The sequence below is a fragment of the Streptomyces sp. NPDC033966 genome, assembly GCF_055575955.1.
Genome location: NZ_JBVIRQ010000013.1, coordinates 41,948 through 65,130, shown reverse-complemented (window position 1 = coordinate 65,130; position 23,183 = coordinate 41,948). Strand labels below are relative to the sequence as shown.

Sequence of the window (23,183 nt, the reverse complement as noted above, 5' to 3'; positions counted from 1 at the left end):
CGAGATGACCGACCCCATGAGCCATGACACCACCGGCACCGACCCGTACGCCCGGGCCTCGGACGGCCCGCCGGCCCCCCGGCAGGAACTGGCCGCCGACGTACAACTGATCGCCCCCGCGGTCATGATGACACCCGAGGGACCGATGGAGCGGTACGCGGCCGTCGTCGCCGACGGCGTCTTCCTCGCCGTCGGGCCGGCCGCCCGGCTGGAGCGTGAACACCCCGGCCTGACGCCCGTCCGGCTGCCCGGGCACGTACTGATGCCGGGGTTCGTGGACGCGCACCACCACCTGACGCAGAGCTTCGGATCGGCGCTGGCCTTCGGCGAGCCCTCCGAGATCTTCAGCCGTGTGTGGGTCCCCCTGGAGGGCGCCCTGGACGAGGAGTCCGCGTACGTCGCCGCGAAACTGGCGGCGCTGGAATCCCTGCGGGGCGGGTTCACCACCGTCGCCGACGCCGGCACCCGGGCCCCGGTGGACGTCGACGCCGTGGCGAGCGCCACCGCCGGGGCCGGCATCCGCTGCGTGCTGGGGCTCGTCTGCAACGACGCCGACGGCGCCGTACGCGCGGACGGCACCGCCCCCCTGGCCGCCGCCGAGAAGCACCTCGCCCGGTACGCCGGCGCGGAGCTGGTGCACCCGTCGCTGGCGGTCTCCGTCCCGGAAGCCGCCACGGCGAAGACCCTGCGGGACACCGGCCGGCTCGCCGCCGAGGCGGGCGCCGTCGTCCAGATCCACGTCAACGAACACCTCGCCTCCGTGGAACGCTCCCTCGTCCGGCACGGGCTGCGACCGCTGGAGTACCTGCGCGAAGTCGGCGCGCTGGGACCCCAGTTGCTGGCCGCGCACGCCACGCTGGTCACGCCCGCCGAGCTGACCCTGCTCGCCGACACGGGCACCGCGGTGAGCTACAACCCCGTCGCCAGCGCCTGGAAGGGCAACGCCGTGGCGCCGGCCACCACCATGGCCGAACGCGGGATCCGCTTCGGCCTGGGCACGGACGGCACCCGCGGCGACGCGTTCCGCCTCGCCGAGGCGGCCGAGTTCGCCCAGCGCCTCACCTGCGGCCTGGCCACCGGAGACTCCTCCTGCGGCGCCGGCTGGTCCTGGCTGGACCGCGGCGGACCTGGCGGCGCCGACGCCGTCGGCCTCGGAGCGCTCACCGGCCGGATCGCCGCCGGGGCGGCCGCCGACTTCCTGCTCGTCGACGTGACCGGGCCGGAGATGCGGGCGTCCTGGGACCTGCCCTGGGAACTCGTCCGGCGCGGGAACCGCGACCAGATCACCGCGGTGTTCGTGGCCGGCAGGATGCGGATGTGGCGGGGCCGGGCCGTCGGCTGGGACGACTCCGCGCTCGTCGAGCGGGCGGCCGAGCTGGCCGCGGAGGTGGTCGGGCGGGCCGGGGTGACACGCGTGCACCCCACCTCCACGCAGGCCCGGGCCGGGAACGCCTCGAGGTGAGCGCCCAGGCAGTGGCGGTCCTCGCCCTGGTGGTGGCGGCCGCCGCGTTCGTCCAGGGCACCAGCGGCCTCGGGTTCGCGCTGGTCGTCGCACCGGTGGCCGGTCTGCTCGACCCCTCCCTGCTCCCGGTGTTCGTCCTCGCGTCGATGATCCCGCTGAACGTGTACGTGGCCTGGCGCGAGCGGCGGTCACTGGACCTGCGGGGCGCGGGCTGGATCACCGCGGCCCGGCTCGCGGCGACCCCCGGCGGGCTCGCCCTGCTCTGGGCCGTGCCCGAGCAGCGGCTCGGCGTGGTCGTCGGCGTGGCCACCGTACTGGCGGCGGCGGTGAGCCTGGCGGCCCCGGCCTTCGTGCCCGGCCGGGCCGCCTACCTGGGGGCGGGGGTCGTCACGGGCCTCACCGAGACCGCGACCGGGGTGGGCGGGCCGCCCCTGGCCCTGGTCTACCAGCACCGTCCGCCGGCGGAGCTGCGGGCCACCGTCGCCCTGTGCTTCCTGATCGGCGAGGTGGTCTCGCTCGCCCTGCTCCTGCTGACCGGGCGGGGCACCCCGGCGCAACTGGGCTGGGCCGTGCTGCTGTTGCCCGCCCTGGCCGTGGGGGCGTGGCTGAGCCGGCTGGCGCACCACCGGATCGACGCCGCGCGGATGCGCCCCCTGGTCCTGGCCTTCGCGCTCGTCTCCGGTGTGGTGCTCATCCTCGCGCCGTGACGCGCAGGGACGAGGCCCGCGCGATGAGGCGGGGCGCCGGCGCCGTCGGGGGCGGTCCCGCGACGGCGGCGTCCGTACCGCGCAGGCGCGCCAGGAGCAGTTCCACGGCGTCGGTGGCCGCCCGGTCCAGCTGGAGGTCGACGGCCGTGAGCGGGGGTTCGCAGGTCCGGGCGCGCGGGCCGTCGTACCGGGTGGCCACCAGCACGTCCTCGGGGACGCGCCGGCCGCTGTCCCGGATGGCGCGGACGGCGCCCACCGCGAAGACGTCCACGAGGGCGCAGACGGCGTCGGTCTCCGGGTGTTCGGCCAGCAGGGCGGCGCAGCGGTCGTAGCCGGCCTGCTCGCCGCCCTCCTCCGGGGCGGTGGCGATCACGGGCGGCCAGCCCCCGGCGGCCGCGGCGCGTTCGTACGCGGCGCGGGCGTCGACGGAGGAGTGGCGGGTGCCCGCGCCGATGAGGAGCGCCGGACGGCGGGCGCCCTGCTCGCGCAGGTGCTCCAGCAGCAGTTCGGCGACCTGGCCGCCGCGCAGGTCGACGTACGGGGCGTCCGCGGGCGGGGCCACCTCGCGGCCGAGCGCCACGTACGGCAGGCCCCGCTCGCGCAGCTGCGCCACGGCCGGGTCGTCCTCACCGGGCTCGACCACGATCGCGCCGTCGATGTCGAGGGAGTGCAGCGCCGATCCGGACCGCACGGGCGGGACCAGGACCAGCGCGTAGCCGTGCGTCATGGCGCGTTCGGCCGCGGCGGCGGCGATCTCCATGTAGAAGCCGAGCCGGGAGGGGCCGGCGGCCACCGAGAAGGGCATCGAGGAGGCGAGCGCGATGGCCTTGGCCTGTCCCTGACGGAGCCGCTGCGCGCGCAGGTTGGGCCGGTATCCGAGCTCGGCGGCGGTCCGCTTGATGCGCTCACGGGTCCGCGGGTCGACCTTGCCCAGCCCGTTCAGGGCGTGGGACACGGTCGTCGGGGACACCGACGCGGCCCGTGCGACGTCGGCGATCGTCGGCCGCCGTCCGCGGGTGCCGCCGGCGGGAGCGGCACCGGTGCCGGAACCGGGACTGGACATCTGCGCGGGCGCTCCTCATTCGATCGGCCGGGACGAAGCCATCTTCGCCGACCCGCCCGGCGTCCTCCAGCCCCGGTAGCGGGGGAAGGGGCGAACGAAGAGTCGATTGCCGGATCCGGGCGGTCTTCGTGATCAAACGGCCGCCTCGCCCGTTGACGGTGAAAGCCCTTATCGGAAGGGCCACTTGCCAGCGCAGACGGTGCGGGAAGAGGGGTCGTTCGTGTCCGAGAGCTTGGCCGATGTCATCGAGGTCGCCGGGGGCGAGCTCCGCTTCCTGCGGAAGCTGCTGGCGGACGCCGGGGAGAACGCCTGGGAGAGGCTGCTCGAATGGCTGATGGACGAATGGTTCCGGCTGGACGTCCTGGGGCTGGAGAACATTCCCGCCGACGGGCCGGCGGTGCTGGTCTCCAACCACTCCGGCGCCTGGGGGCTGGACGCGTTCGTCCTGCAGAAGGCCTTGGTCCGGTCGCTGCGGCGGTCCTTGCACGTGCTCGCCGCCCCGTTCGTCTTCGGTCTTCCGGTACTGGGTCCGTACGCCGCGAAGAAGGGTGCCGTGCCCATCGACCCGAGGGCGGCGATGCAGCGCCTGGGCGCCGGTGAGCTGATCGCCGTGTTCCCGGAGGGGGTTTCCGGGTTGGAGAAACCGTTCCGGGAGCGCTACCGGCTCCAGCCGTTCAACCCGGGCTTCGCGGTGGCGGCCCTGCACACCGGGGCGCCGATCGTGCCGGTCAGCGTCATCGGGGCGGAGGAGTCCTCCCCGAGGCTCGGGGAGGTGCCCGCGCTGGCGAAGCTGCTGCGCGTGCCCTACTTCCCGCTGACCTCGCCCTTCCCGCTGCCCGTGAAGTGGCTGATCACCATCGGTGAGCCGATCGCGCCGCCCGAACGGCCCCGGGGCTTCGGCGCCCGCTCGGAGGCCGCCCGGCGGCTGTGTTCCGAGGTGCGGGACACAGTGCAGGACATGGTCGAGCGGGAGCGCGAACGGCGGGACGCCCTCCTGCGGTAGCCGCCTCAGCCGCCGAGGCGGCGGGCGGCCGCGCGGACGTCGGAGGCCGCGCGGCCGCACCGCTCCGCGTGCTCCAGCAGCCGGGTCCGGAAGCGTTCGCCGGTCTCGTCGCCGTTCCAGCCCGTCTCGGCGGCGCAGGCGGCGAGGCCGCGCGCGTACCGGTCGAGGCGTTCGGCGCCGGCGCGGGCGAGCACCGCGTACGCCTCGGGGGCGGCGGCCGGCGCGGCCGGCGGGACGGCGCCGTCGGCGGGGAGGGCGAGCAGCAGGGTGTGCGGGGCGAGGGTGAACGGGATGCGGTCCGGGGTGAGGGCCGGGGACAGCAGGGCCGGCCGGGCGGCGCCGGTGAAGTGCCGGACGACCTCCTCGGCGACCTGGACCGCGAAGGCGGAGGCCGTGCACCGGGTGGCGGAGCCGCACAGCGGTGAGGGCCCCCCGGTGTCCACGGTGTGCCCGGTGTCCCGGAGCCAGCCGGGAGCGGCGAGGATCTCGGTCCCGGACTCGACGGCCAGTCCCTCCCACACGAAGCGGGCCCGCACCGGGTGGACGGCGGCCTCGACCGGCGGGTAGTGGCCGAGGGCGAGCGCCACGGCCCCGGCCGGGCTGCCGTCGGCACCCGGTACGCCGGCGGCCGTGAGGGCGAGCGCCTGGAGCGCGGTCGTGACGGCGGCCTCCGAGACCACGGCCAGGGTGTGGGCCAGGGCCTCCCCCGGGTGGCCCTGGCCGGCGGGCGGCGCGGCCTCCGTGCGGGCGGCGGGTACGCCGGGCCCGGCCGCCGGGCCGCGGACCAGGCCGGCGGCCACGGAGCCGGGGTCCGGGTCGGCCAGGTAGGGGGCGATCCTGCGGTTCAGGGCGGCCGCGCGGCTTGGGTACGCGCGGCTTCCGGCGGCTCCGGCCGTCCGCGCCAGCACCTCGCTGAGCAGGGTGTCGTCGGCGGCGGCCGCGCCGGCCACCACCCGGCGGGCGGCGCGCAGCAGGCCGGGCCGCCAGGCCTCCCAGGGCAGGGTGTGGTCGTCCCGGCGGGCGGCGGCCACCCTGTCCAGTTCCGCGGCCAGCGGTCCGGCGAGCGCGGCGGCGGACGGGACGGCGTCCGGCGGGAGCGGGACGTGGGGGTGCAGGCCGTGGCGCCGTCCGGCCGCGTCGAGCCGGACCGCGGGGTCGAGCGCGTCCGCCGCGGTGCCTTCGGCGAGGAGTGCTGCGGTGTCGGCCGGCCCGAGGGGGACGAGGAACGTCCCGAACGGGGTGCGGAGCCGGACTGGGCGTCCGGAGCGGCTGCGGCGCAGGTGTGCCAGGACCCCTCGGGCCGCGCCCTCGCGGGTCAGCGAGTCCAGGCCCAGGGCGCGGGCGGGGGCGTCCGCCCAGGGCAGGCGGTGGGCGAGCATGGCCGCGCCGAACACCGCGTTCTCCAGCGGCCCGGCGGAGGCGGGGGTGGTCATCGGGGGTCGGTCTCCCTCGGGTGGCGTGGGGTGGGTCACTTGTCGCGCAGCATGTACGGCTGGTTGGCGGTGATCTCGCCGTCGTAGCACCGGATCAGCGCGTTCACCTGACCTCGGTAGTGGGCTTGCTCGCCGCGCAGGCTGTCCGAGTAGGCCTGCGGGGCGTGCGAGAGCGGGTAGTCGTACGACTCGTCGAGCCAGGCCAGTTCCAGCCAGCCGTCCGGGGTGTCGTTCGGGGAGGCCGGGCCGCGGCCGTCGAGCGCCGGGATGACGTCGTGCTCGTTCACCAGGCTGATGACCCGGGTGGTGTGGTCGGCGGGCCGCTTGCTGTCGATCGGGGAGCCGAGCGCGATGACGTGGGTGATCCGGTACTCGGAGGCGACGTCCACGTCGGCGGCCAGGTTCATCGCGGTCAGGCCGCCCAGGCTGTGGCCGACCAGCATCAGCTCCGATCCCGCCGGCACACCGGCCCGCAGCAGGAGCTTCCTCGCCGCCCGGGTGTAGGTGGTGTCGGTGCGCAGGAGGCCGTCGAAGGCACCGACCAGGTCCTGCGGGGTGCTGTTGCGGAGCCCGCCGAAGCTGGTGCCGGGGAGCAGCAGCACGTGCCGTACGGCCCCGTCCGCGCAGGCGACGCGGCGCAGCAGGACCAGTCCGTGGTTGCCGAGGGCTCCGATGTCGTTGACGTAGCTGACGATGTCGTTGCGGGAGGTGCCGAGGACCTTGGCGAGGATCGGATCGGGTTCGGCGCGCTCGGCGCGGCCGGGTCCGGGGTCGAGGTACTCGAGCAGGGAGCTGGGCAGGCCGAGGAACGGGTCGGTGGCGGGGACCCCGCCGGCGAGGGTCACCCAGGAGAAGCCGTCGTTGGCGGGGTTCTCGTCCAGCAGTCCGGTCAGCGCGAGGAGTTCCATGACCACGGGGCTGACGGTGGTCAGGGCGCGGGTGAGGCCGAGCCGTTCCACGAGGGCGGACAGGGCGCGGACGGCTTCGAGCCGGTCCCCGGCGACGACGGCGCCGGTGAGGCGGCGGGCGTGGGCGGAGTCCAGGTTGGGGTGGGCCAGGGTGGCCGCCTCGATGCGCAGGGCGAAGGCGTCCACCGCCATGGCGACCGCCGCCGGCCGCCGGCGGGTCACGTTGCCCGCGCTGCGGGCGAGTTCGCCGATGATGCCGCCGTTGGCGCCGAAGCCGAGACCCGCCGGGCTGGTGAGGGCGCGTACGCAGGACAGTGCCGTGCCGAGGGCCCAGGCGGGGCGGCGCAGGGCCCGCAGGCAGGAGCGGCTCCCGGTCAGCGCCGCGGTGAGGTCGGCTCCGGCCTGCCTGGCGGCGAGCGCGGCTTCGCCGAGCAGCACGGAGGCGGAGATGAGGAGTTCGGTGTCGGTACGGACCTCGGCCGGATCCGGTGCGGCGGGCCCCGCGGCCGGGGGGCCCGGGTGCGCGGTGCCGGGGATGCCGGTGCCGGGGATGCCGGTGCCGGGGATGCCGGTGCCGGGGATGCCGGTGCCGGGAGTGGTGTCCTTCCGGTGCCCGTCGGAGAGCCGCCGGGCAGGGTTCCCGGTCGCTGCCTGTGACGTCACGTGCCAGCCTCTCGTCGCATGACCGCTGTTCGCGACGCATGGTGGCACCCGGCGCGGGCGCCTCCGGCGCACCTGGGGCGCGCGTCGGCGCACGTGCCGGAGCCGGCCTCCGTCGCACGCCCCGCCGGCACTGGGATCCGGGCACCCGCGGCACCGCCCGCGGCCCGTTCGGTCCGGGGGGATGACGCCGCGGGCCCGTGGTTGACCGGGAGGTCAGCGCAGGGATTCCCGCGGGGGCCGTTCGCGCAGGGCGCCGTAGCCGATGAAGTAGGCCGGGACGCGGTTCAGCCAGCGCGACTCCGTGACCAGTTCCGTCATGCGCTTCGCGCGGCGCGGGTCGCCGAAGGCGGTCCCGCCCGCCAGCAGGGGTTCGATGACCTGGGCGTGGGCCAGTCGTTGCAGGCCCTGGGTCATCACCGTGGTGGGCCAGCGGCGCAGTTGGACGCGCCGGACGTCGTGCAGCCCCACGGTTCCCGCGCGGAGCGGCCGCACCAGGTGGCGGGCCGCGGCCACCGCGTCCTGGACGGCCAGGTTGATGCCGATGCCGAAGACGGGCGACATGGCGTGGGCGGCGTCGCCGATGCAGAGCAGCCCCGGGCGGTGCCAGCGGCGCAGCCGGTCGAGCCGTACGTCGAGCAGCTTGACCTCGTCCCAGGAGGTGACGGCGCCGGCCCGGTCGGCCAGCCACGGCACGGCGCCCGTGAAGCGGGTCATGAAGCGCTCCAGCCCCTCGGCGCGGCGTTCGGTGTCCGTGCCCTTGGGGATGAGCGCCGCGCACTGCCAGTAGTCGCCGCGGTCGATGAGGGCGGTGAAGAACCGGTCGCCCAGGCCGCCGACGAGCCCGCTGGGGTCGTCCTCGTGGCGAGGCAGGCGGAACCACCAGGCGTCCATGGGGCAGGGGAAGCCCTCCAGGCCGAGTTCCGGCAGGGCCCGGGCCAGCGAGCCGCGGCCGTCGCAGGCCACGGTCAGTGTGGCCCGCAGTTCGCCGGTGCGGCCGTCGGCGGTCCGGTAGCGGACGCCCGCGACCCTTCCGCGTTCCATGAGGAAGGAGGTCGCCCCGGTGTCCATGCGCAGCCGGAAGGAGGGTTCCTTGCGGGCTTCGTCGGCGAGCAGGTCGAGGAGGTCCCACTGGGGCACCATCGCGATGTAGTTGTACTTCCCGGGCAGTGCCGCGATGTTCCCGACGGTGACCAGGGACCGGTCCGGCCCGAGGGGCAGCTGGACCGAGGACACCCGGCGCTGCGGCAGCCGGGCGAAGCGTTCGGCGAGGCCGATGTCGTCCAGGAGCGAGAGGGTCGTCGGGTGCACGGTGTCGCCGCGGAAGTCGCGCAGGAAGTCCCCGTGCTTCTCCAGCACCGTCACCTCGACCCCGGCCCGGGCCAGCAGCAGCCCCAGCACCATGCCGGCCGGGCCACCCCCCACCACACAGCACGTCGTGCGTTCCACAGCAGCAGCCACAGCGGCACACCCCTTCACCCGTAGCGGGAATTCCGGCGGGCCCGAGGAGACGTATACCGCACGGCAGCGGCGTGGTCGGTGACGCGCGCCGCGTCCCCGGATCCCGAGGTGACGATCCACACGTAGGTGACTAGCATGGACAGGAGACGGCCGCCATCGCGGGTACGGGCCTTTCGCCCGCGGTGATTCACACGGCCCGGGGAAAGCGCGATCCAGCCCCATGGTCCGCGGCTCGAACAGCCGCGTTGACGGCGGACACGCCCTCCACACCTTCACTGGCAAAGGCAGAACTCCGTGCTGTGGGCGGAAGGAGGTCGCACGCACTTCGCGCCGTATGGGCGGCGCAGTTTCGAGAAGGGTTTTGAACCATGCGAGCACTGAGAGTGAAGCGGCTCTTCGCGGCGTCCGCGATCGGAGTCCTGATGGCGGGCGGCGCCGCCATCGGAGCAGCGGGTACGGCCTCGGCGGCGGTGCCCACCTACTCGGTCGCCTCCGTCAGCCACGGTGGCGGCGGTTGGGACGACGACGACTACGGCCACGGCTGGTACGACGACGATGACGACTGGGGCGGAGGGTACGACGACGACTGCTGACGGCTGACCCGTCCGCGGGACTGTGCGGACCGCCGAGCCGACGGTCCGCACAGTCCCCTGCCCACTGACCGCCCGCGCGGGCGGCGCCGGTCCGGCCGGACAGCACGGCCTAGTGGAACTGCTCCTCCTCCGTGGAGCCGGTGAGCGCGGTGGTGGAGGAGGCCGGGTTCACGGCGGTGGAGACCAGCTCGAAGTAGCCGGTGCCGACCTCGCGTTGGTGCTTGACGGCGGTGAAGCCGTGCCGCTGTGCGGCGAAGTCGCGCTCCTGGAGGTCGACGTAGGCGGTCATGCCTCGCCGCCGGCCGCCACCGACCGGCTGCACCACTTCGACCGGCGGGCCCGGGTCCTGCACCTGTCCGGCCGGCTCCGGCCCGGCCAGCAGGCGTTCCGGATGGCCACCCAGCTCGCCCTGCTGGAGCACGGGGAGGAACTGGACCGGCTGGCCGCCGAGGACTTCGAGCACGGCTCCCCCGCACACGGCCTCGCCCGGATCGGCATCGCCAACTACTTCGCCGCCGCGCTGGTCCTGCCGTACGGTGCCTTCCACGCGGCCGCCGAGGAGTACCGGTACGACATGGAGCGGCTCACCGGCCACTTCGGCCTCGGCCACGAGACCGTCTGCCACCGCCTCAGCGCGCTCCAGCGGCCGCGGGCCGGACCTCGCCAACGCCTCCGCCGACACCCCCATCGGCATGGGCCTGCCGCCTCTGCGAACGCCTCGACTGCCCCCAGCGGGCGGTACCGCCCCTCGGCCGCGCCCTCACCGTCGACGAGAACAGCAGCAGCTTCGTCCCCTACCCGGTCGCCCCCGAGCGGACCTGAGCCGGCGCGGCGCGCCGTCTCGCGGCCCGGACGTCCTGTGTGATCAGCGACTCATCCGCTTGGTCGAAAGGCCCGTGGGGTTGTAGCGTCACGGCGACATAAAGACATAGCGACGACGGCGAGACGGAAGTCCGGTGTGAATCCGGCATGGTCGCGCCACTGTGTGCTGCGACGGCTCCCCTCCCCGGGGTGGCGGCGTGGCGAGTCAGACCCGAGGACCGTCGTACCGCACCACCACATGGGACGCGTTGATCCCCCAGGAGGTTCCCCCATGGCCGAGGCTCTCGCTTCCGCTGCCGTACCCGCCCCCGTCCTCTCGCCGTCCGCGCCGCTGCCCGTGCGCGCGGTGCTGCCCTGGGCTCTCTTCGTCGGCCTGCTGATGCTCGTGGCCCTGTACTTCGTCGGCGCGGAGCAGGGCGCCACCGCCGTGTTCTCCGGCGAGGGCGTCCACGAGTGGGTGCACGACGGCCGTCACCTGCTCGGTTTCCCCTGCCACTGAGAGGCGGCGCACCATGTACGCCTCCACTGTCAGAGGTCTCCTGGTCCGCGGCATGCTCGCGGGCCTGATCGCCGGTCTGTTCGCCTTCGCCGTCGCCTACGCGGTCGGTGAGCCGCCGGTGCGGGGCTCCATCGCCGTCGAAGAGGCGGCGGCCGCCAAGGAAGCCGTGCCCGCGGCCGGCCACGCCGGTCACGGCGGCGGCGACGCCCCCGCCGCGGCGGAGGAGGAGGAAGAACTCGTCAGCCGGCCCGTGCAGTCCACCGTCGGCCTCGCCACCGGCGTGCTGGTCTACGGGGTCGCGCTGGGCGGCATCGCCTCCCTCGCGTTCTCCTTCGCCCTGGGCCGCGTGGGCGGGTTCAGTGCCCGCGCCACGGCCGCCCTCACCGCCGGGGGCGCGTTCGCGCTGGTCTACCTGGTGCCGTTCCTCAAGTACCCGGCGACCCCGCCGGCCGTCGGGAACCCGGACACCATCGGCCAGCGCACCACGCTGTTCTTCCTGATGATCCTGCTCAGCGTGCTGCTGGGCGTCGGCGCGATCGTCCTGGGACGGCGCCTGGCACCGCGCCTGGGCAACTGGAACGCGACGCTGGCGGCCGGGGCGGGCTTCGTCGTCGCCACGGGGCTGGCCTTCCTGGTGCTCCCGGACAACACCGACGCCGTCAAGCCCGAGTTCCCCGCCGCCCTGCTGTGGGAGTTCCGGGTCGCCTCGGTGTCCGTCCAGCTCGTGCTGTGGGCCGTGTTCGGGATCGTCTTCGGAGTCCTCGCCCAGCGGCTGCTCGCCCAGCGCACCGATGCCGCCGGTGCGGAGGCGGCCGTGCCCCAGCCGGCCTCCGCCCTCGGCTGATCCACGCACCGCGCTCACCTTCAGAGCCCTGCCGCCCCGGACCTCCGGGGCGGCAGGGCTCTGTGCGTAGGGGTCATCCGCGGTCGCCGGCGAGGGCGGCGCGGACCTCACGGGCGGCGGCCACCAGGTCGACGCGGTGTCAGGGGCCGCGCAGGCGGGGGGCCAGGGCCGCCATCGCCGCCATCAGCGCCGGCAGGACCAGCATCGCCCACCGCAGGCTGGTCGCCTCCGCCAGGGCGCCGATGACAGGGGGGCCCGCGAGGAAGCCGACGTAGCCCACGGCCGAGACGGCGGCGATGGAGGAGCCGGTGTGCCCGGGGCGCAGGGCCGCCGCGTGGGCGAAGACGAGGGGGATGACCGCGGCCATGCCCAGGCCCAGCAGGGTGTAGCCGATGAAGCCCGCCGTGGTCGTGGCGTCGAGGATCGGGATCAGGGCGCCGGTGCCCGCCACGACGGCGCACAGGAACGTGAAGCGGGCCGTTCCGAGGCGGGCGCGCAGCCGGTCGGCGGTGAGGCGGCCGATGACCATGCCCGCGGAGAAGACGGCGTACCCCAGGCCCGCGCCGCCGGCCGAGGCTCCGGTCTCCTCCTTCAGGTACACGGCGCCCCAGTCGTTGACGACCCCCTCCCCCATCAGGGCGCAGAACGCCACGAGTCCGGGGATCCACAGGCCCGGTCCGGGGAGGGCCAGCAGGGGGCCGGTCCTGGCGTGGTCCGCGGCCGGCGGTGGTTCGGGGGCGAGGGCCGTGGCGGCCGTGCCCGCCACCACCAGCAGGACGAGGGCCGTCACCGTGAAGTGGGTCCGGATGCCGACTCCGGCGGAGGCCGCGAGGCCGCCCGCCGTGGCGCCGGCGATGCCGCCGAGGCTGAACATGGCGTGGAAGCCCCCGAGGACGGGGCGGCCGTAGGCGCGTTCGACCAGGACGCCCTGGGTGTTCATCGCGACGTCGACGGCCGTGTTGCCGCACGCGAAGACGGCCAGGGCGGCCGTCAGTACGGCGAGGTTCGGGACGAGGGGCAGGCTCGCGAGTGCGCCCAGGTAGGCGGCCATGCCGGTGCACAGGACCCTGCGGCTGCCGTACCTGGCCACCAGGCCGCCCACCAGCGGGAGCCCGGCGAAGGCGCCCCCGCTCAGGCCGACGAGGGCCACGGCCAGTTCCCCGGCGGACAGGTCCAGCCGGCTCTGGACGCCGGGTACCCGGGCCGCCCAGGTGGCGAAGGCCGCCCCGGTGACGAAGAAGACCGCGCAGACTGCCAGCCGCATCGTCCGGGGGCTCCGGCCGCGGTCAGGCGCGGGCGGTGCCGCGCGTCCGCCCGCGGTATCGGGCTCGTTGCGCATCTGCGTCCGTCCCCTTGTCGTTCGTGTCCGGGGCGTGCCCCCGGCCTGTCAGTGCGCCGAGCCGGCCATCCGCCGGGTCAGGGCGACCAGCCCGTCCCGTTCCTCGACAAGGACCTTGTACAGGACTTCGGCGTAGCGGTGCATCGTGGTGACGTCGTTGGGCGGGCCGAGGGAGCTGAGGCTCTGTCCGAGCACCAGGCGGCGCAGGCAGACGTCCTCGCTGACGGGGTACTGCGCCGGATCGTAGTGGTGACCGGGGCGGGCGTGCCCGCAGCTCCAGGGGCATCCGCGGCCGTAACCGCGCAGTTCCCGGAACAGGGTCTGCCCGGGGACGGGCTGGGGCTGCCAGCGCGTGATGTGCAGGCCTTCGGCGTTCACCGCCCGGGCGAGCGCGTCGCGGAAGGCGGCGACGGGCAGGCCGTCCAGGCCGAGTTCCTCGGGCGTGACCAGCAGTGGGTAGAAGAAGTACACGTGCGTGCGGTCCTCGGGCACGGCCGGCGTGCGGATGCCGGGTACCTCGGCGAGGGCCCGGGTGAGGGCCGCCCCGTTGGCCTGCCGGACGAGGGACATCTGTGGCAGGCGGGTGAGCTGGGAGCGGGCGAACGCGGCCGCGAGGACGTCTATGCGGTAGTTCCAGCCCATGATGCGGGCGTTGTAGTCGCGGCTCTGGCCCGGGAGTTCCTCGCCGAACATCAGCACCCGCCGGGCCAGCCGGTGCTGTTCCTCGTCGCGGGTCGCGAACAGGCCGCCCTCTCCGAGGGCGGAGAGCGTCTTGGACCCGTTGAGGCTGGCGCCGCTCAGGGTGCCGAGGGACCCGACGGGGCGGCCGCGGTAGGCGGCGCCGTGCGCCTGGGAGGCGTCCTCGATGAGGACGAGGCCGTGCCGGTCCGCGACCGTCCGCAGGGCGTCGTAGTCCGCGGGCAGGCCGTTGAGGTCCACGGCGACGACGGCGCGGGTGCGGTCGGTGATCCGTTCCTCGATCCGGGCCGGGTCGATGTTGAAGGTCTCGGGGTCGGTGTCCACGAACACCGGGATCGCGTTCGCCTGGAGCACGCAGGAGGCCGAGGCGAGGAAGGTGTCGGCGGGCACGAGCACCTCGTCGCCCGGTTCGACGCCCGCGGCGGCGATCGCCATGTGCAGTGCCGCAGTACCGGAGTTGGCGGCGAGGACGTAGGGCATGCCGGTGAACTCGGCCCAGGCGTGCTCCAGTTCACTGACCGTGCGCATGGGCCAGTGCCAGGGGGTGGCTTCGTCCAGCGCGTCGAGCACGGCCTTGCGGTCGGCGTCGGTGACGAGCGGCCAGGGAGCCGCCTCTTGCCCGGAGAGCAGCGGTGCACCACCGTCGACGGCTAGCACGTCCTGGCCTCCAGGCTCCCGCGCACCGGGGTCTCGCGGCGGAACACCGCCCTGGCCGAGGGGAGTTCGGGGAACCGCCCGAGCAGACCGGCGAGGTGGGCGAGGCCCTCGGCCAGGGTGACCCGCGGGGCGAAGCCCAGCCCTTCGAGCCGGGTGGTGTCGGCGAGGAGCGTGAAGCTGTCGGCCAGGCTGGAGGGGTCGGGGTCCAGCAGCGCCGGGCGGCCGGTCGCCGTACCCACCGCGTCGGCGAGCTCGCGCATCGAGACGGCGGTGCCGGTGCCGAGGTTGTAGGTCTCGCCGTCGGTGCCGCTGCCGGCCAGGGTGATCAGTGCCCGGCAGAGGTCCGCGACGTGGATGAAGTCGCGGCGCTTGCGGTCGATGTCGCCGACCACCGGGATGGGCTGCTCGTTGAGGTGCCAGCGCAGGAACTGCGAGACCTCTCCTCCCGCCCGGCGGGGGTCTTCGCCCGGGCCGTAGACCACGAAGGACCGGCCGATGACGACGGGCAGTCCGGCGGTGGCGTGCAGACTGCGCAGGGTCAGCTCGCCGGAGAGCTTCGAGGCTCCGTACGGGAGGAAGGGCTGTGCGGGGTGGTCCTCGCGGATCGGGCTGCGGCGCGGGGTGCCGTAGACGATGGCGGAGGAGAGGTAGACGAGGCGGCGCACCCCCAGCTCCAGGCAGGCGTTGCCGACGTTGCAGGTCGCGAGGGCGTTGAGGTGGAAGTCGTGGCGGGGATTGGCCACCGACTCGGTGCCGCTGGCGTTGCCGGCCAGGTGGAACACCGCGTCCGCGCTCCGCAGCGCCAGCAGGGTCTCGCCGTAGTCGCGCAGGTCGGCGCGGACGTGGGAGACGCCGGGCAGCTCCGCGAGGCCGGGGGGAAGGGGGGCGTGGTCGACGACGGTGATCTTCCGGGAGTGCGGGCCGAGGGCCGTGACGAGGTGCCGGCCGACGAAACCGGCTCCGCCGGTGACGGCCACTTCCTCGTAGCGCGTTTCGGGTGTGTCGGGTGTGTCGGGTGTGTCGAGGCGGGGGTGCACGATCACTCCATTCGAGGTCCGGTGGCCGGCGTGATCCGGCGTGATCCGGCGGGATCCGGGACGGGGGGAACGGCTGAAACGGACGGGCACGGACGTGGGCACGGACGGGAGTCACGTGGAACGCGCACGCCTGCCGCCGTGCACCCGGTGTGCGCCGGACCCGGGTGCCGTTCGGCTCCGGCCCGGACCCGCGGTGCCGCTCACGCACCTGATCGTCGCCGGCCCAGCCAGTGCACCACGCCTCCTCCCCGTCGGCGCAAGGGGTGCCCGGGAGACTGGCCGAGACCGCCTCCCGCCCGGCCGCGCGGCGGCGAGCAGGCGGAGCTGGTCCGTTTCCGCGCCCGCCGAAGGCGTAGGGAAGGCCTCCGCCCGAACCGGAAGCAAGGGGCGCACCACCGCACGGCAGACCACGTATGGCCGGTTCGGCGGGGTTGACCTGGGGTGACAGGAGGTGCTCCACGGCGGGGCGGGCCCGGGCGCCCACCGATCGGTGGAACCCTTCTGAAGGCTTGAACACGAATTTCACACATCTGCTCTTCATACCGGCCCGCGATGGTCTAGATTGACCGTGCTTCAGCTGTTCGTACACGAGCAACCAGTAAATGATCTACAGGTCGGGCGCTACGGAAAGCCGGCAATCACGTTCCCCCGTACGCGGCGTGGGGGATGATCAATTCTCGGGGCCCGGGAAAAGGCCTTGGGTGCGGGGGAGCACCCGGGGTTCCGGCGGGTTCTCGCGCACGTGGAAAGTCTGGCGGGGCACGCGGTCCGCTGCCGCCGGGGTGGGTTGTCCAAGCGGTTCCAGACGGCCGGGGGGGATCCCGGGAAGGAACAGCGCGGCCGGGAGGCGGGGGCCTCCCGGCGGAGCACAGTGATTGGCGAACACGTCGTACCACTGGGGACCTGGGGGGTTCTGTGCGGCAAGGGGGATTAGTCAGCCCGTTCCCGTCTGCGCGCGGGCGTCTGGCGAACGGGGCGATCAGTCGGCCCGCGAGTGACTGGGAGCAGCGGTACCGGCGTACCGTGATCACCAGCGATACCGTGGCCACCGCCCTCGTGGTGGGGGCCATCGGCAACTTCTTCGGGGCTCGGGACGCGGCCAACTGGCACGAGAAATGGGGAATTCTCGCATTCGGCACCGAACTTCTGGTATTGGCCGCACTGGCAGTCAACCGGTCATGGACTCCGGCGGTTCTCGGCCAGGGCGCCGAGGAATTCCGCCGGCTCGGCCGCTCACTGTTCACCGCGACCGTCCTACTGGCGCTCGGCGGGATCGCCCTCGCCTCGCGCAACATCAAACTCTGGATCTTCGTCGCGATCCCGGCGATCGCGCTCGTCACCATGACCACGCGGTATCTGCTGCGCCTCTGGCTGCACAAACAGCGGAAGGAAGGGCAGTGCCTGCGGCCGGTGCTCGCCGCCGGGAGCCCGGCCACCGTGCACGACCTGATCACCCGGACCCGCAAGTTCCCGCACCTCGGCTGGCGGGTGGACGCGGTGTGCACGACGGACGGTCTCGGGCTCGACGGAGACGGTGACCAGGTGGACGGCGTACCGGTCGTCGGCCCGCTGACCGACGTGGCCAACCACGTACGCCGCGACGGCTACCGTGTCGTCGCGGTCACTCCGGACCCGCACTGGTCTCCGGACCGGCTCCAGCGGCTGGCCTGGAACCTGGAGGGCAGCGAGGCCGAGATGGTCGTGGCCCCGGTACTCATGGAAGTGGCCGGACCGCGGCTGCACGTGGACGCGGTGCTGGGGATCCCGCTCCTGCGGGTCAGCATGCCGATCTTCACCGGCGGCCGCCGGGCGGTCAAAGAGGTCGTCGACCGGGTGGGCGCGGCGGTCCTCCTGCTGCTGTTCGCGCCCCTGATGGTGTTCGTCGGGCTGCTGGTGCTCGCGGACAGCCGGGGCGGGGCGGTGTACCGGCAGCGCAGGGTCGGCAAGGACGGACGCGAGTTCACCATTCTCAAGTTCCGCACCATGGTCGCCGATGCCGACCGGGTACGTGCCGAGCTGGCCGACCGCAACGAGGGCGCCGGCCTGCTGTTCAAGCTCCGCCGGGACCCGCGGGTGACCCGGGTGGGAGCGGTGCTGCGCCGGTACTCGATCGACGAACTCCCGCAGCTCTTCAACGTGTTGACGGGGTCGATGTCGCTCGTCGGTCCGCGGCCCCCGCTGCCGGAGGAGTCCGCCGCGTACGGTCCGGACATCCGGCGGCGGCTGCTGGTCAAGCCCGGACTCACGGGTCTGTGGCAGATCAGCGGACGCAGTGACCTGTCGTGGGAGGAGGCGGTCCGGCTGGACCTGCGGTACGTGGAGGACTGGTCGCTCGCCCTGGACACGGTGATCTTGTGGAAGACGCTGCGTGCGGTGCTCTACGGGCAGGGGGCCTATTGATGCGCGCCCTGTTGATGCGTGGGAACCGTCGTCGGGCAGACGCGCGGACCGCAGGCCGTGGGGGCCTGCATGGGGGGAGGAACGAGTCATGAGGGTCAGCGTTTTCGGGCTCGGCTACGTGGGCTGCGTCTCGGCCGCGTGCCTGGCCAGCATGGGGCACGAGGTCATCGGGGTCGACGTCAGCCAGGTGAAGGTGGACCTGGTCAACGACGGCAAGGCCCCGGTGGTCGAGGAACGGATCGGCGAGCTCATCGCCGAAGTCGTGCGGACGGGGGCCTTACGCGCCACCCGTGACGTCCGCGAGGCGATCATGGAGAGTGAGGTGTCGCTGGTCTGCGTGGGCACGCCGTCGGAGCCCAACGGCAGCCTGTGCACCACGTACTTGGAGCGGGTCGCCGAGCAGATCGGCGCGGCGCTGGCCGAGCGGGGCGGGCGGCACACCGTGGTGTTCCGCAGCACCATGCTCCCGGGCACCTGCCTGAACCTGCTGGTGCCGATCCTGGAGAAGTCCGTCGGCGGCACGGCCGGGGCGGATCTCGGAGTCGCGGTCAACCCGGAGTTCCTGCGCGAGGGCACGAGCGTGCGGGACTTCTTCGACCCGCCCAAGACCGTCATCGGCGAGCTGGACCGGGCGAGCGGCGACGTGGTGGCGGCGCTGTACGAGGGCCTGCCCGGCGAGGTGTTCCGGGTCCCGGTCCCGACGGCCGAGGCCATCAAGTACGCGGACAACGCCTTCCACGGCCTCAAGATCGGGTTCGCGAACGAGCTGGGCGCGGTGTGCCGGGCGCTCGGGGTGGACTCGCACCAGGTGATCGACGTGTTCCTGGCCGACCGCAAGCTGAACATCAGCCCGGCCTACCTGCGGCCCGGCTTCGCCTTCGGCGGGTCCTGCCTGCCCAAGGACCTGCGCAGCCTGGTCCACGCGGCGCAGCGGGCCGACGTCTCGGTGCCCATCCTCTCCCACGTGCTGCCGTCCAACTCCGACCACCTGCAACGCGCGGTGGAGCTGGTGGAGCGCACCGGCAAGCGCCGGGCGGGCCTGTTCGGGCTGTCCTTCAAGCCCGGCACCGACGACCTGCGCGAGAGCCCGCTCGTCGAGCTGGCGGAGCGGCTCTTCGGCAAGGGGTACGACCTGAAGATCTACGACGCGAACGTGAGCCTCTCCCGGCTGCTCGGCGCGAACCGCGAGTACATCGAGAACCGGCTGCCGCACCTCGCCCACCTGCTCGCCGATTCCGTCGACGAGGTGCTCGAACACGCCGAGGTGTGCCTGGTCGGGACCAGGGACCCGGACGTGCTGTCGGCGCTGCCCCATGGCGACGGCCCGGTGATCATCGACCTCATCCACCTTCCCGACGCCGACGCGCGCCGGACCGAACCGGGGTACGTGGGCCTTGCTTGGTGAGACATCGCGTGGTGCGGCCGGCGGCGGCCGCACCACCGGCCGGCGTGCGCTGGTCCTGGTGGAGAACCTGTCGGTGCCGTTCGACCGGCGGGTGTGGCAGGAGTGCACGACGCTGCGCGACGCCGGCTGGACGGTGGACGTCATCTGTCCCCGGGGGAGCAAGCGGGACACCGAGGCGGAGGCCGAGATCGACGGGGTGCGGATCCACCGCTACCCGTTGCGCGCGGCCACCGGAGGCCCGGCCGGCTACCTGAAGGAGTACGGATCGGCCCTGTGGCACACCATGCGGCTGGCCCGCAAGGTCGGGCCGGTCCACGTGGTGCACGCCTGCAACCCGCCCGACCTGCTGTTCCTGCCGGCCCTGTGGCTCAAGCGGCACGGAGCGCGGTTCGTCTTCGACCAGCACGACCTGGTCCCCGAGCTGTACCTGTCGCGGTTCGACCGCGGCGAGGACCTGCTCTACCGGGCCGTGTGCGCACTGGAACGGCTCACCTACCGGGCCGCGGACGTCGTGCTCGCCACGAACGAGAGCTACCGGGACGTCGCGGTGCGCCGCGGCGGCCGGCGGCCGGCGGACGTCTTCGTGGTGCGCAGCGCACCCGACACCGACCGCTTCCACCCCGTGCCGCCCGAGCCCGAGCTGAAGCGCGGCAAGGCCCACCTGCTGTGCTACCTCGGGGTCATGGGCCCGCAGGACGGCGTCGACTACGCCTTGCGGGCCCTGGCGAAGCTGCGCGACGAGGTCGGGCGCAGCGACTGGCACGCGGTGTTCGTCGGCGGCGGCGACACCTTCGACGCGATGGTGGAGCTGTCCCGGCGGCTCGGGCTCTCCGAGCAGGTGCAGTTCACCGGACGCGTTCCGGACGCCGAACTGGCGCGGTACCTGTCCACCGCGGACGTGTGCCTCTCCCCCGACCCGCGCAATCCGCTCAACGACGTGTCGACCATGAACAAGGTCCTGGAGTACATGGTGATGGGCCGGCCCATCGTCTCGTTCGACCTCAAGGAGGCGCGGGTCTCCGCCGGCGACGCCGCCGTCTACGCCCCCGCCAACGACGAGGGCGAGTTCGCCCGGCTCATCGCGCTGCTGCTGGACGATCCGGAGAAGCGGGCCCTGATGGGCAAGATCGGCCAGGAGCGGATCAGCGGGCCGCTGTCCTGGCGCAACTCGCAGGCTTCGCTGCTCTCCGCCTACGCCGCCGCCTGTGGTGACCGCGGTCCGGCGTCGGCGGGCTCCTCCGACCGTTCGGGGAAGAGGCCGCGCCGTTGAGCGATGACACGATACGCCTGGTCACGATCGGGCGGATCTTCCGCCGGCGCTGGCGCCTGCTCACCGTCCTCGCCGTGGTGGGTGCGCTCGTCGGTTACGGCACCTCCCTGCTGGTCCCGGCGCGCTACACGGCCTCGGCCTCGGTGCTGCTGCCGGGGGCGTGGGAGGAGCGCGAGCTGCTGACCCAGGCGGAGATAGCCGCCAGTTCGGTGGTGGTCGACCGCGCGGCCTCCGCGCTCGGCTGGACCAAGGTCAGCCGCAGCGAGCTGCAGGACCGGGTGAGCGCCAAGGCCGCGGACGGCAACATCATCAAGATCTCGGGCACGGCCGACACCCCGGAGCGCGCCCAGCGGCTCTCCGACCAGGTGGCGCAGCAGTTCGTCGCGTTCGCCGCGCGGATCTCGGGCGACAACACCGATCCCGAGGCGGCGGCGCGGCCCGAGGCGCTGCGGCAGCTGGTGACGCAGACCAGCCGCCGCATCTCCGAGCTGGCCGACGCGGCCGGCCGGGGGCAGACGGTGGAGAGCGTGCAGGCCCGCACCGAACTCGCGAAGCTGCGCACCACGCTCCAGGAGGCCATCGACAAGCTGGACCAGGCCGGCCCCGGCGCCGGCAAGGGCATCAAGGCCAACATGGTCGTCATGGGGCCGGCGGCCCGGCCCACCAGTGAGGCGCCGCCGACGAGGACGCAGCTCATCGTCGCCGGGGCGGTGCTGTTCCTCCTGCTCGGGATCATCGGCCATCTCGCCGCCACGCGGATGAACCGCCGGCCGCGCACCGAGGCGGAGATCGCCGCGGCGCTGGGCTCGGCGGTACTGGGCACCGTCGACGTGCCCGCCGAACGCCCCGGGGACCGGTCCGGGGGCCGTGGCCCCCGGACCGGGATCCGCCGGCTGCTCGGCCTCGACGTCCGGTGGGACGCACCGGCGCCGCGCGCGTCCGGCGACGAGGCCGGCAGGCAGGTCCGCTACCGGCGGGTGCACGCCCGCCTGAGGGACGGGCTGCCGGCCGCCCGGCGGCTGCTGCTGCTCGTCCCGGAGGGCGACGGCAACGCCCTGCGGGCCGCCGGGCAGCTCACCGCCGGCACCGAGGGCGATCCCCGGCTGAGCCTGGCCGGGGTCTCGGTGTCCCGGCCGATGGTCGCCGACCGCGACGACGAGTCCGGTGCCGTCGTCGTGCTCAGCCCCGGCAGCCGGACCGCCGGGGAGCTCGCCGGGATCGCCGAGGCGTGTGCGGACGCCGGGCACGAGATCGTCGGCATCGTCCTCGTCGGCACGGTCCAGGCCGGTCCGACGGGGTCCGCCGGCCGTCCCCGCAAGGCCGCCGCACCGGCACTCGCGGCAGGCGCCGACGCGACGGGAAGTTCAGGGTGACCATGAGTACGACTACGGAGCCGTCGCACGCCGCTCCGCTGCTGGACCTGCAGACGCTGGTGGTGGCCGTGCGCAGGCGGCGCCGCCTCTGGTGCTCCCTGGCGCTGCTGGGGCTGCTCATCGGCGCGGCCGTGGCGGTGCTGCTGCCGCCACCGCCCACCGCGGTGACCAAGGTGCTGGTCGCGCATCAGCAGGACCAGCCGAACGATCCCGGAACGCTGATCCGCACCGACGTCGCGCTGCTGCAGACCACGCGGATCGCCGAGAAGGCACTCCAGACCCTGAAGTCCCCGGACAGGCCGGAGGACTTCATGAAGGACTACGCGGGTACCGGCCTGACCAACAACCTGCTCCAGATCGATGTGACCGGCGACAGCGACGCGCAGGCCGTGGCCCGCGCCAAGGCGCTGGCCGACGCGTTCGTCGCGGACCACGTGCGGCGGATCCAGGAGGCCGCGGAGGCCGAGTCCAAGACCCTGCTCGACCAGCGCGACCGGCTGCGGGAGGAACTCGACCAGGTCAACAAGGCGATCGGGAACGGAACGCCGGAGACCGGGCCGAAGGCGCCGGCGAACACGGAGACGCTCTTCGCCCGCCGCGCCGAACTGACCGCCCGGATCACCGACTTCGGCCAGCGTGCCGCGGAGGCGCGCGTCGGCACGCCCCAACTCGTCGCCGGCACGCAGGTCGTGGACGCACCGCGCGCGGTGCGGCACTCCCTGCCCAGGGCCGCCGCCACCGACGCCGCGATCGGGCTGGTCCTCGGGCTGGTCCTCGGGCTCGCGGTGGCCGCGGTCGGCGCGGTGGTGGCCGACCGCCCCGTGCTGCGCCGGGAGATCGCGGCGAACCTGGGGGCCTCCGTCATCGCGGAGCTCCCCCGCGGGTCTGCCGGGCGCCTGAGGCGGCGCGGCACGCGGGCTGCGCGCGAGCGGCTCACCGCGTCCCTGGCCCGCTCGGTACGCGGCTCCGCGGAACCGGTGTCGCTGCTGGAGCTGGGCTGCGCGCAGGCCACGGCCCTGATCGCGCTGGACCTCGCCGGGGTCCTGGGGGCGGAGGGACGGGTGTCCGTCGTCGACGGACTGCCCGGCCTCCGGCTCACCGGCCACCGCCGCAGGCCCGGGGACCTGACGGTGGTCGGCGAGAGTGCCGCGGAAGCGGCCGACGGAGAGCGCCGGTTCGGCGTGGGCTCGGTCTCGCCCGGCACGGCGTGGACCGATCTCCAGTACCTCGGCACCCGCACCGTGCTCGTCGTGCGTGCCGGGCACGGCAGCGCCGCGTGGCTGCACACGGTGGCGCGGCAGCTCGCCGACCAGCGCATCACGGTGCTCGGTGTGGTGCTGATCGACCCCGATCCGCGTGACCGGACCGACGGCACCTTGTGGGACGGGCCGCACACAGCGCTGCGCGGCCAGAACGGGCGGCCGGCCCGGCAGAACGAGGGGGGTACCTCCCACGCCGTTCAGGCAGTGGGGGAGGGCGGGCAGCAGACGGAACGGCTGCCCGCGTGGGCGGCGCGCGTTCCGGACAGCGACCAGGAGGCACGGTAGG

18 protein-coding genes and 2 pseudogenes are annotated in these 23,183 nt (G+C 74.1%); 12 read left to right on the top strand and 8 right to left on the bottom strand.

All coding sequences use genetic code 11. The features are described 5' to 3' along the window. The first annotated feature begins 4 nt into the window (after positions 1–4). Together ACZ518_RS30690 and ACZ518_RS30685 are read left to right on the top strand one after the other, a co-directional pair. Positions 5–1,462 carry an amidohydrolase family protein gene (locus ACZ518_RS30690; RefSeq protein WP_469116283.1) on the top strand — a complete coding sequence of 486 codons (1,458 nt, stop codon included), beginning with the start codon at positions 5–7 and terminating at the stop codon, positions 1,460–1,462. Next, a complete protein-coding gene (locus ACZ518_RS30685) occupies positions 1,459–2,169 on the top strand; it encodes a sulfite exporter TauE/SafE family protein (RefSeq protein WP_469116282.1) in 711 nt (236 codons plus the stop codon). The genes ACZ518_RS30690 and ACZ518_RS30685 overlap by 4 nt, the downstream gene beginning before the upstream one ends. Here the strand turns inward: ACZ518_RS30685 and ACZ518_RS30680 are convergent. Beyond that, positions 2,153–3,232: a LacI family DNA-binding transcriptional regulator gene (locus ACZ518_RS30680; protein WP_469116281.1), complete on the bottom strand. Its 1,080-nt coding sequence runs from the start codon at positions 3,230–3,232 to the stop codon at positions 2,153–2,155. The genes ACZ518_RS30685 and ACZ518_RS30680 overlap by 17 nt on opposite strands. Before the next feature lie 220 nt (positions 3,233–3,452). Between ACZ518_RS30680 and ACZ518_RS30675 the strand changes: the two genes are divergently transcribed. Beyond that, positions 3,453–4,235 carry a lysophospholipid acyltransferase family protein gene (locus ACZ518_RS30675; RefSeq protein ID WP_469116280.1) on the top strand — a complete coding sequence of 261 codons (783 nt, stop codon included), beginning with the start codon at positions 3,453–3,455 and terminating at the stop codon, positions 4,233–4,235. A 5-nt stretch (positions 4,236–4,240) separates the two neighbouring features. On the opposite strand, the gene ACZ518_RS30670 is transcribed toward ACZ518_RS30675, so the two are convergent. From ACZ518_RS30670 to ACZ518_RS30660, 3 genes are all read right to left on the bottom strand, one after another. Further along, positions 4,241–5,668 (bottom strand): proline dehydrogenase family protein, encoded by a 1,428-nt coding sequence (locus ACZ518_RS30670; protein WP_469116279.1) that lies wholly within the window; start codon positions 5,666–5,668, stop codon positions 4,241–4,243. A 35-nt stretch (positions 5,669–5,703) separates the two neighbouring features. Next, positions 5,704–7,239, bottom strand: coding sequence for a lipase family protein (locus tag ACZ518_RS30665; RefSeq protein ID WP_469116278.1), 1,536 nt, complete (start codon positions 7,237–7,239; stop codon positions 5,704–5,706). 213 nt (positions 7,240–7,452) lie between these two features. Next, the gene (locus tag ACZ518_RS30660; protein ID WP_469116277.1) at positions 7,453–8,685 is read right to left on the bottom strand and encodes an FAD-dependent oxidoreductase; all 1,233 of its coding nucleotides are present in this window, start codon (positions 8,683–8,685) and stop codon (positions 7,453–7,455) included. Between the two features lie 380 nt (positions 8,686–9,065). Between ACZ518_RS30660 and ACZ518_RS30655 the strand changes: the two genes are divergently transcribed. Beyond that, complete coding sequence (locus ACZ518_RS30655) at positions 9,066–9,290, top strand: hypothetical protein (protein WP_469116276.1); 225 nt, start codon at positions 9,066–9,068, stop codon at positions 9,288–9,290. 109 nt (positions 9,291–9,399) lie between these two features. Here ACZ518_RS30655 and ACZ518_RS30650 read toward each other — a convergent pair. Further along, positions 9,400–9,597, bottom strand: a pseudogene (locus ACZ518_RS30650) (isocitrate lyase); the annotation flags it as partial. Between ACZ518_RS30650 and ACZ518_RS30645 the strand changes: the two are divergent. The 3 genes and pseudogenes from ACZ518_RS30645 to ACZ518_RS30635 all read left to right on the top strand — a co-directional run. After that, a pseudogene (locus ACZ518_RS30645) lies at positions 9,595–10,112 on the top strand (ImmA/IrrE family metallo-endopeptidase); the annotation flags it as partial. The pseudogenes ACZ518_RS30650 and ACZ518_RS30645 overlap by 3 nt on opposite strands. A 271-nt stretch (positions 10,113–10,383) precedes the next feature. After that, positions 10,384–10,611 carry a CbtB domain-containing protein gene (locus ACZ518_RS30640; protein ID WP_469116275.1) on the top strand — a complete coding sequence of 76 codons (228 nt, stop codon included), beginning with the start codon at positions 10,384–10,386 and terminating at the stop codon, positions 10,609–10,611. 13 nt (positions 10,612–10,624) lie between these two features. After that, entirely contained in the window at positions 10,625–11,455 is an 831-nt protein-coding gene (locus tag ACZ518_RS30635; protein WP_469116274.1) for a CbtA family protein, read from the top strand. Between the two features lie 139 nt (positions 11,456–11,594). On the opposite strand, the gene ACZ518_RS30630 is transcribed toward ACZ518_RS30635, so the two are convergent. The 3 genes from ACZ518_RS30630 to ACZ518_RS30620 form a co-directional block, all read right to left on the bottom strand. Further along, entirely contained in the window at positions 11,595–12,719 is a 1,125-nt protein-coding gene (locus tag ACZ518_RS30630; RefSeq protein ID WP_469116273.1) for an MFS transporter, read from the bottom strand. A 123-nt stretch (positions 12,720–12,842) separates the two neighbouring features. Beyond that, positions 12,843–14,150, bottom strand: a complete 1,308-nt coding sequence (locus ACZ518_RS30625; protein ID WP_469116272.1) for a DegT/DnrJ/EryC1/StrS family aminotransferase — start codon at positions 14,148–14,150, stop codon at positions 12,843–12,845. Then, positions 14,144–15,187, bottom strand: a complete 1,044-nt coding sequence (locus ACZ518_RS30620; RefSeq protein ID WP_469116271.1) for an NAD-dependent epimerase/dehydratase family protein — start codon at positions 15,185–15,187, stop codon at positions 14,144–14,146. The genes ACZ518_RS30625 and ACZ518_RS30620 overlap by 7 nt, the downstream gene beginning before the upstream one ends. 915 nt (positions 15,188–16,102) lie before the next feature. Here ACZ518_RS30620 and ACZ518_RS30615 point away from each other — a divergent pair. From ACZ518_RS30615 to ACZ518_RS30595, 5 genes are all read left to right on the top strand, one after another. Continuing rightward, on the top strand, positions 16,103–17,587 hold the full coding sequence (locus ACZ518_RS30615; RefSeq protein WP_469116270.1) for a sugar transferase: 1,485 nt from the start codon (positions 16,103–16,105) through the stop codon (positions 17,585–17,587). 88 nt (positions 17,588–17,675) lie between these two features. Then, a complete protein-coding gene (locus ACZ518_RS30610; RefSeq protein ID WP_469116269.1) occupies positions 17,676–18,992 on the top strand; it encodes a nucleotide sugar dehydrogenase in 1,317 nt (438 codons plus the stop codon). After that, positions 18,982–20,262: a glycosyltransferase family 4 protein gene (locus ACZ518_RS30605; protein ID WP_469116268.1), complete on the top strand. Its 1,281-nt coding sequence runs from the start codon at positions 18,982–18,984 to the stop codon at positions 20,260–20,262. Before ACZ518_RS30610 ends, ACZ518_RS30605 begins: the two co-directional genes overlap by 11 nt. After that, complete coding sequence (locus ACZ518_RS30600; protein ID WP_469116267.1) at positions 20,259–21,635, top strand: Wzz/FepE/Etk N-terminal domain-containing protein; 1,377 nt, start codon at positions 20,259–20,261, stop codon at positions 21,633–21,635. Before ACZ518_RS30605 ends, ACZ518_RS30600 begins: the two co-directional genes overlap by 4 nt. Continuing rightward, positions 21,632–23,182, top strand: coding sequence for a Wzz/FepE/Etk N-terminal domain-containing protein (locus ACZ518_RS30595; RefSeq protein ID WP_469116266.1), 1,551 nt, complete (start codon positions 21,632–21,634; stop codon positions 23,180–23,182). Before ACZ518_RS30600 ends, ACZ518_RS30595 begins: the two co-directional genes overlap by 4 nt. Position 23,183 lies beyond the last annotated feature (1 nt).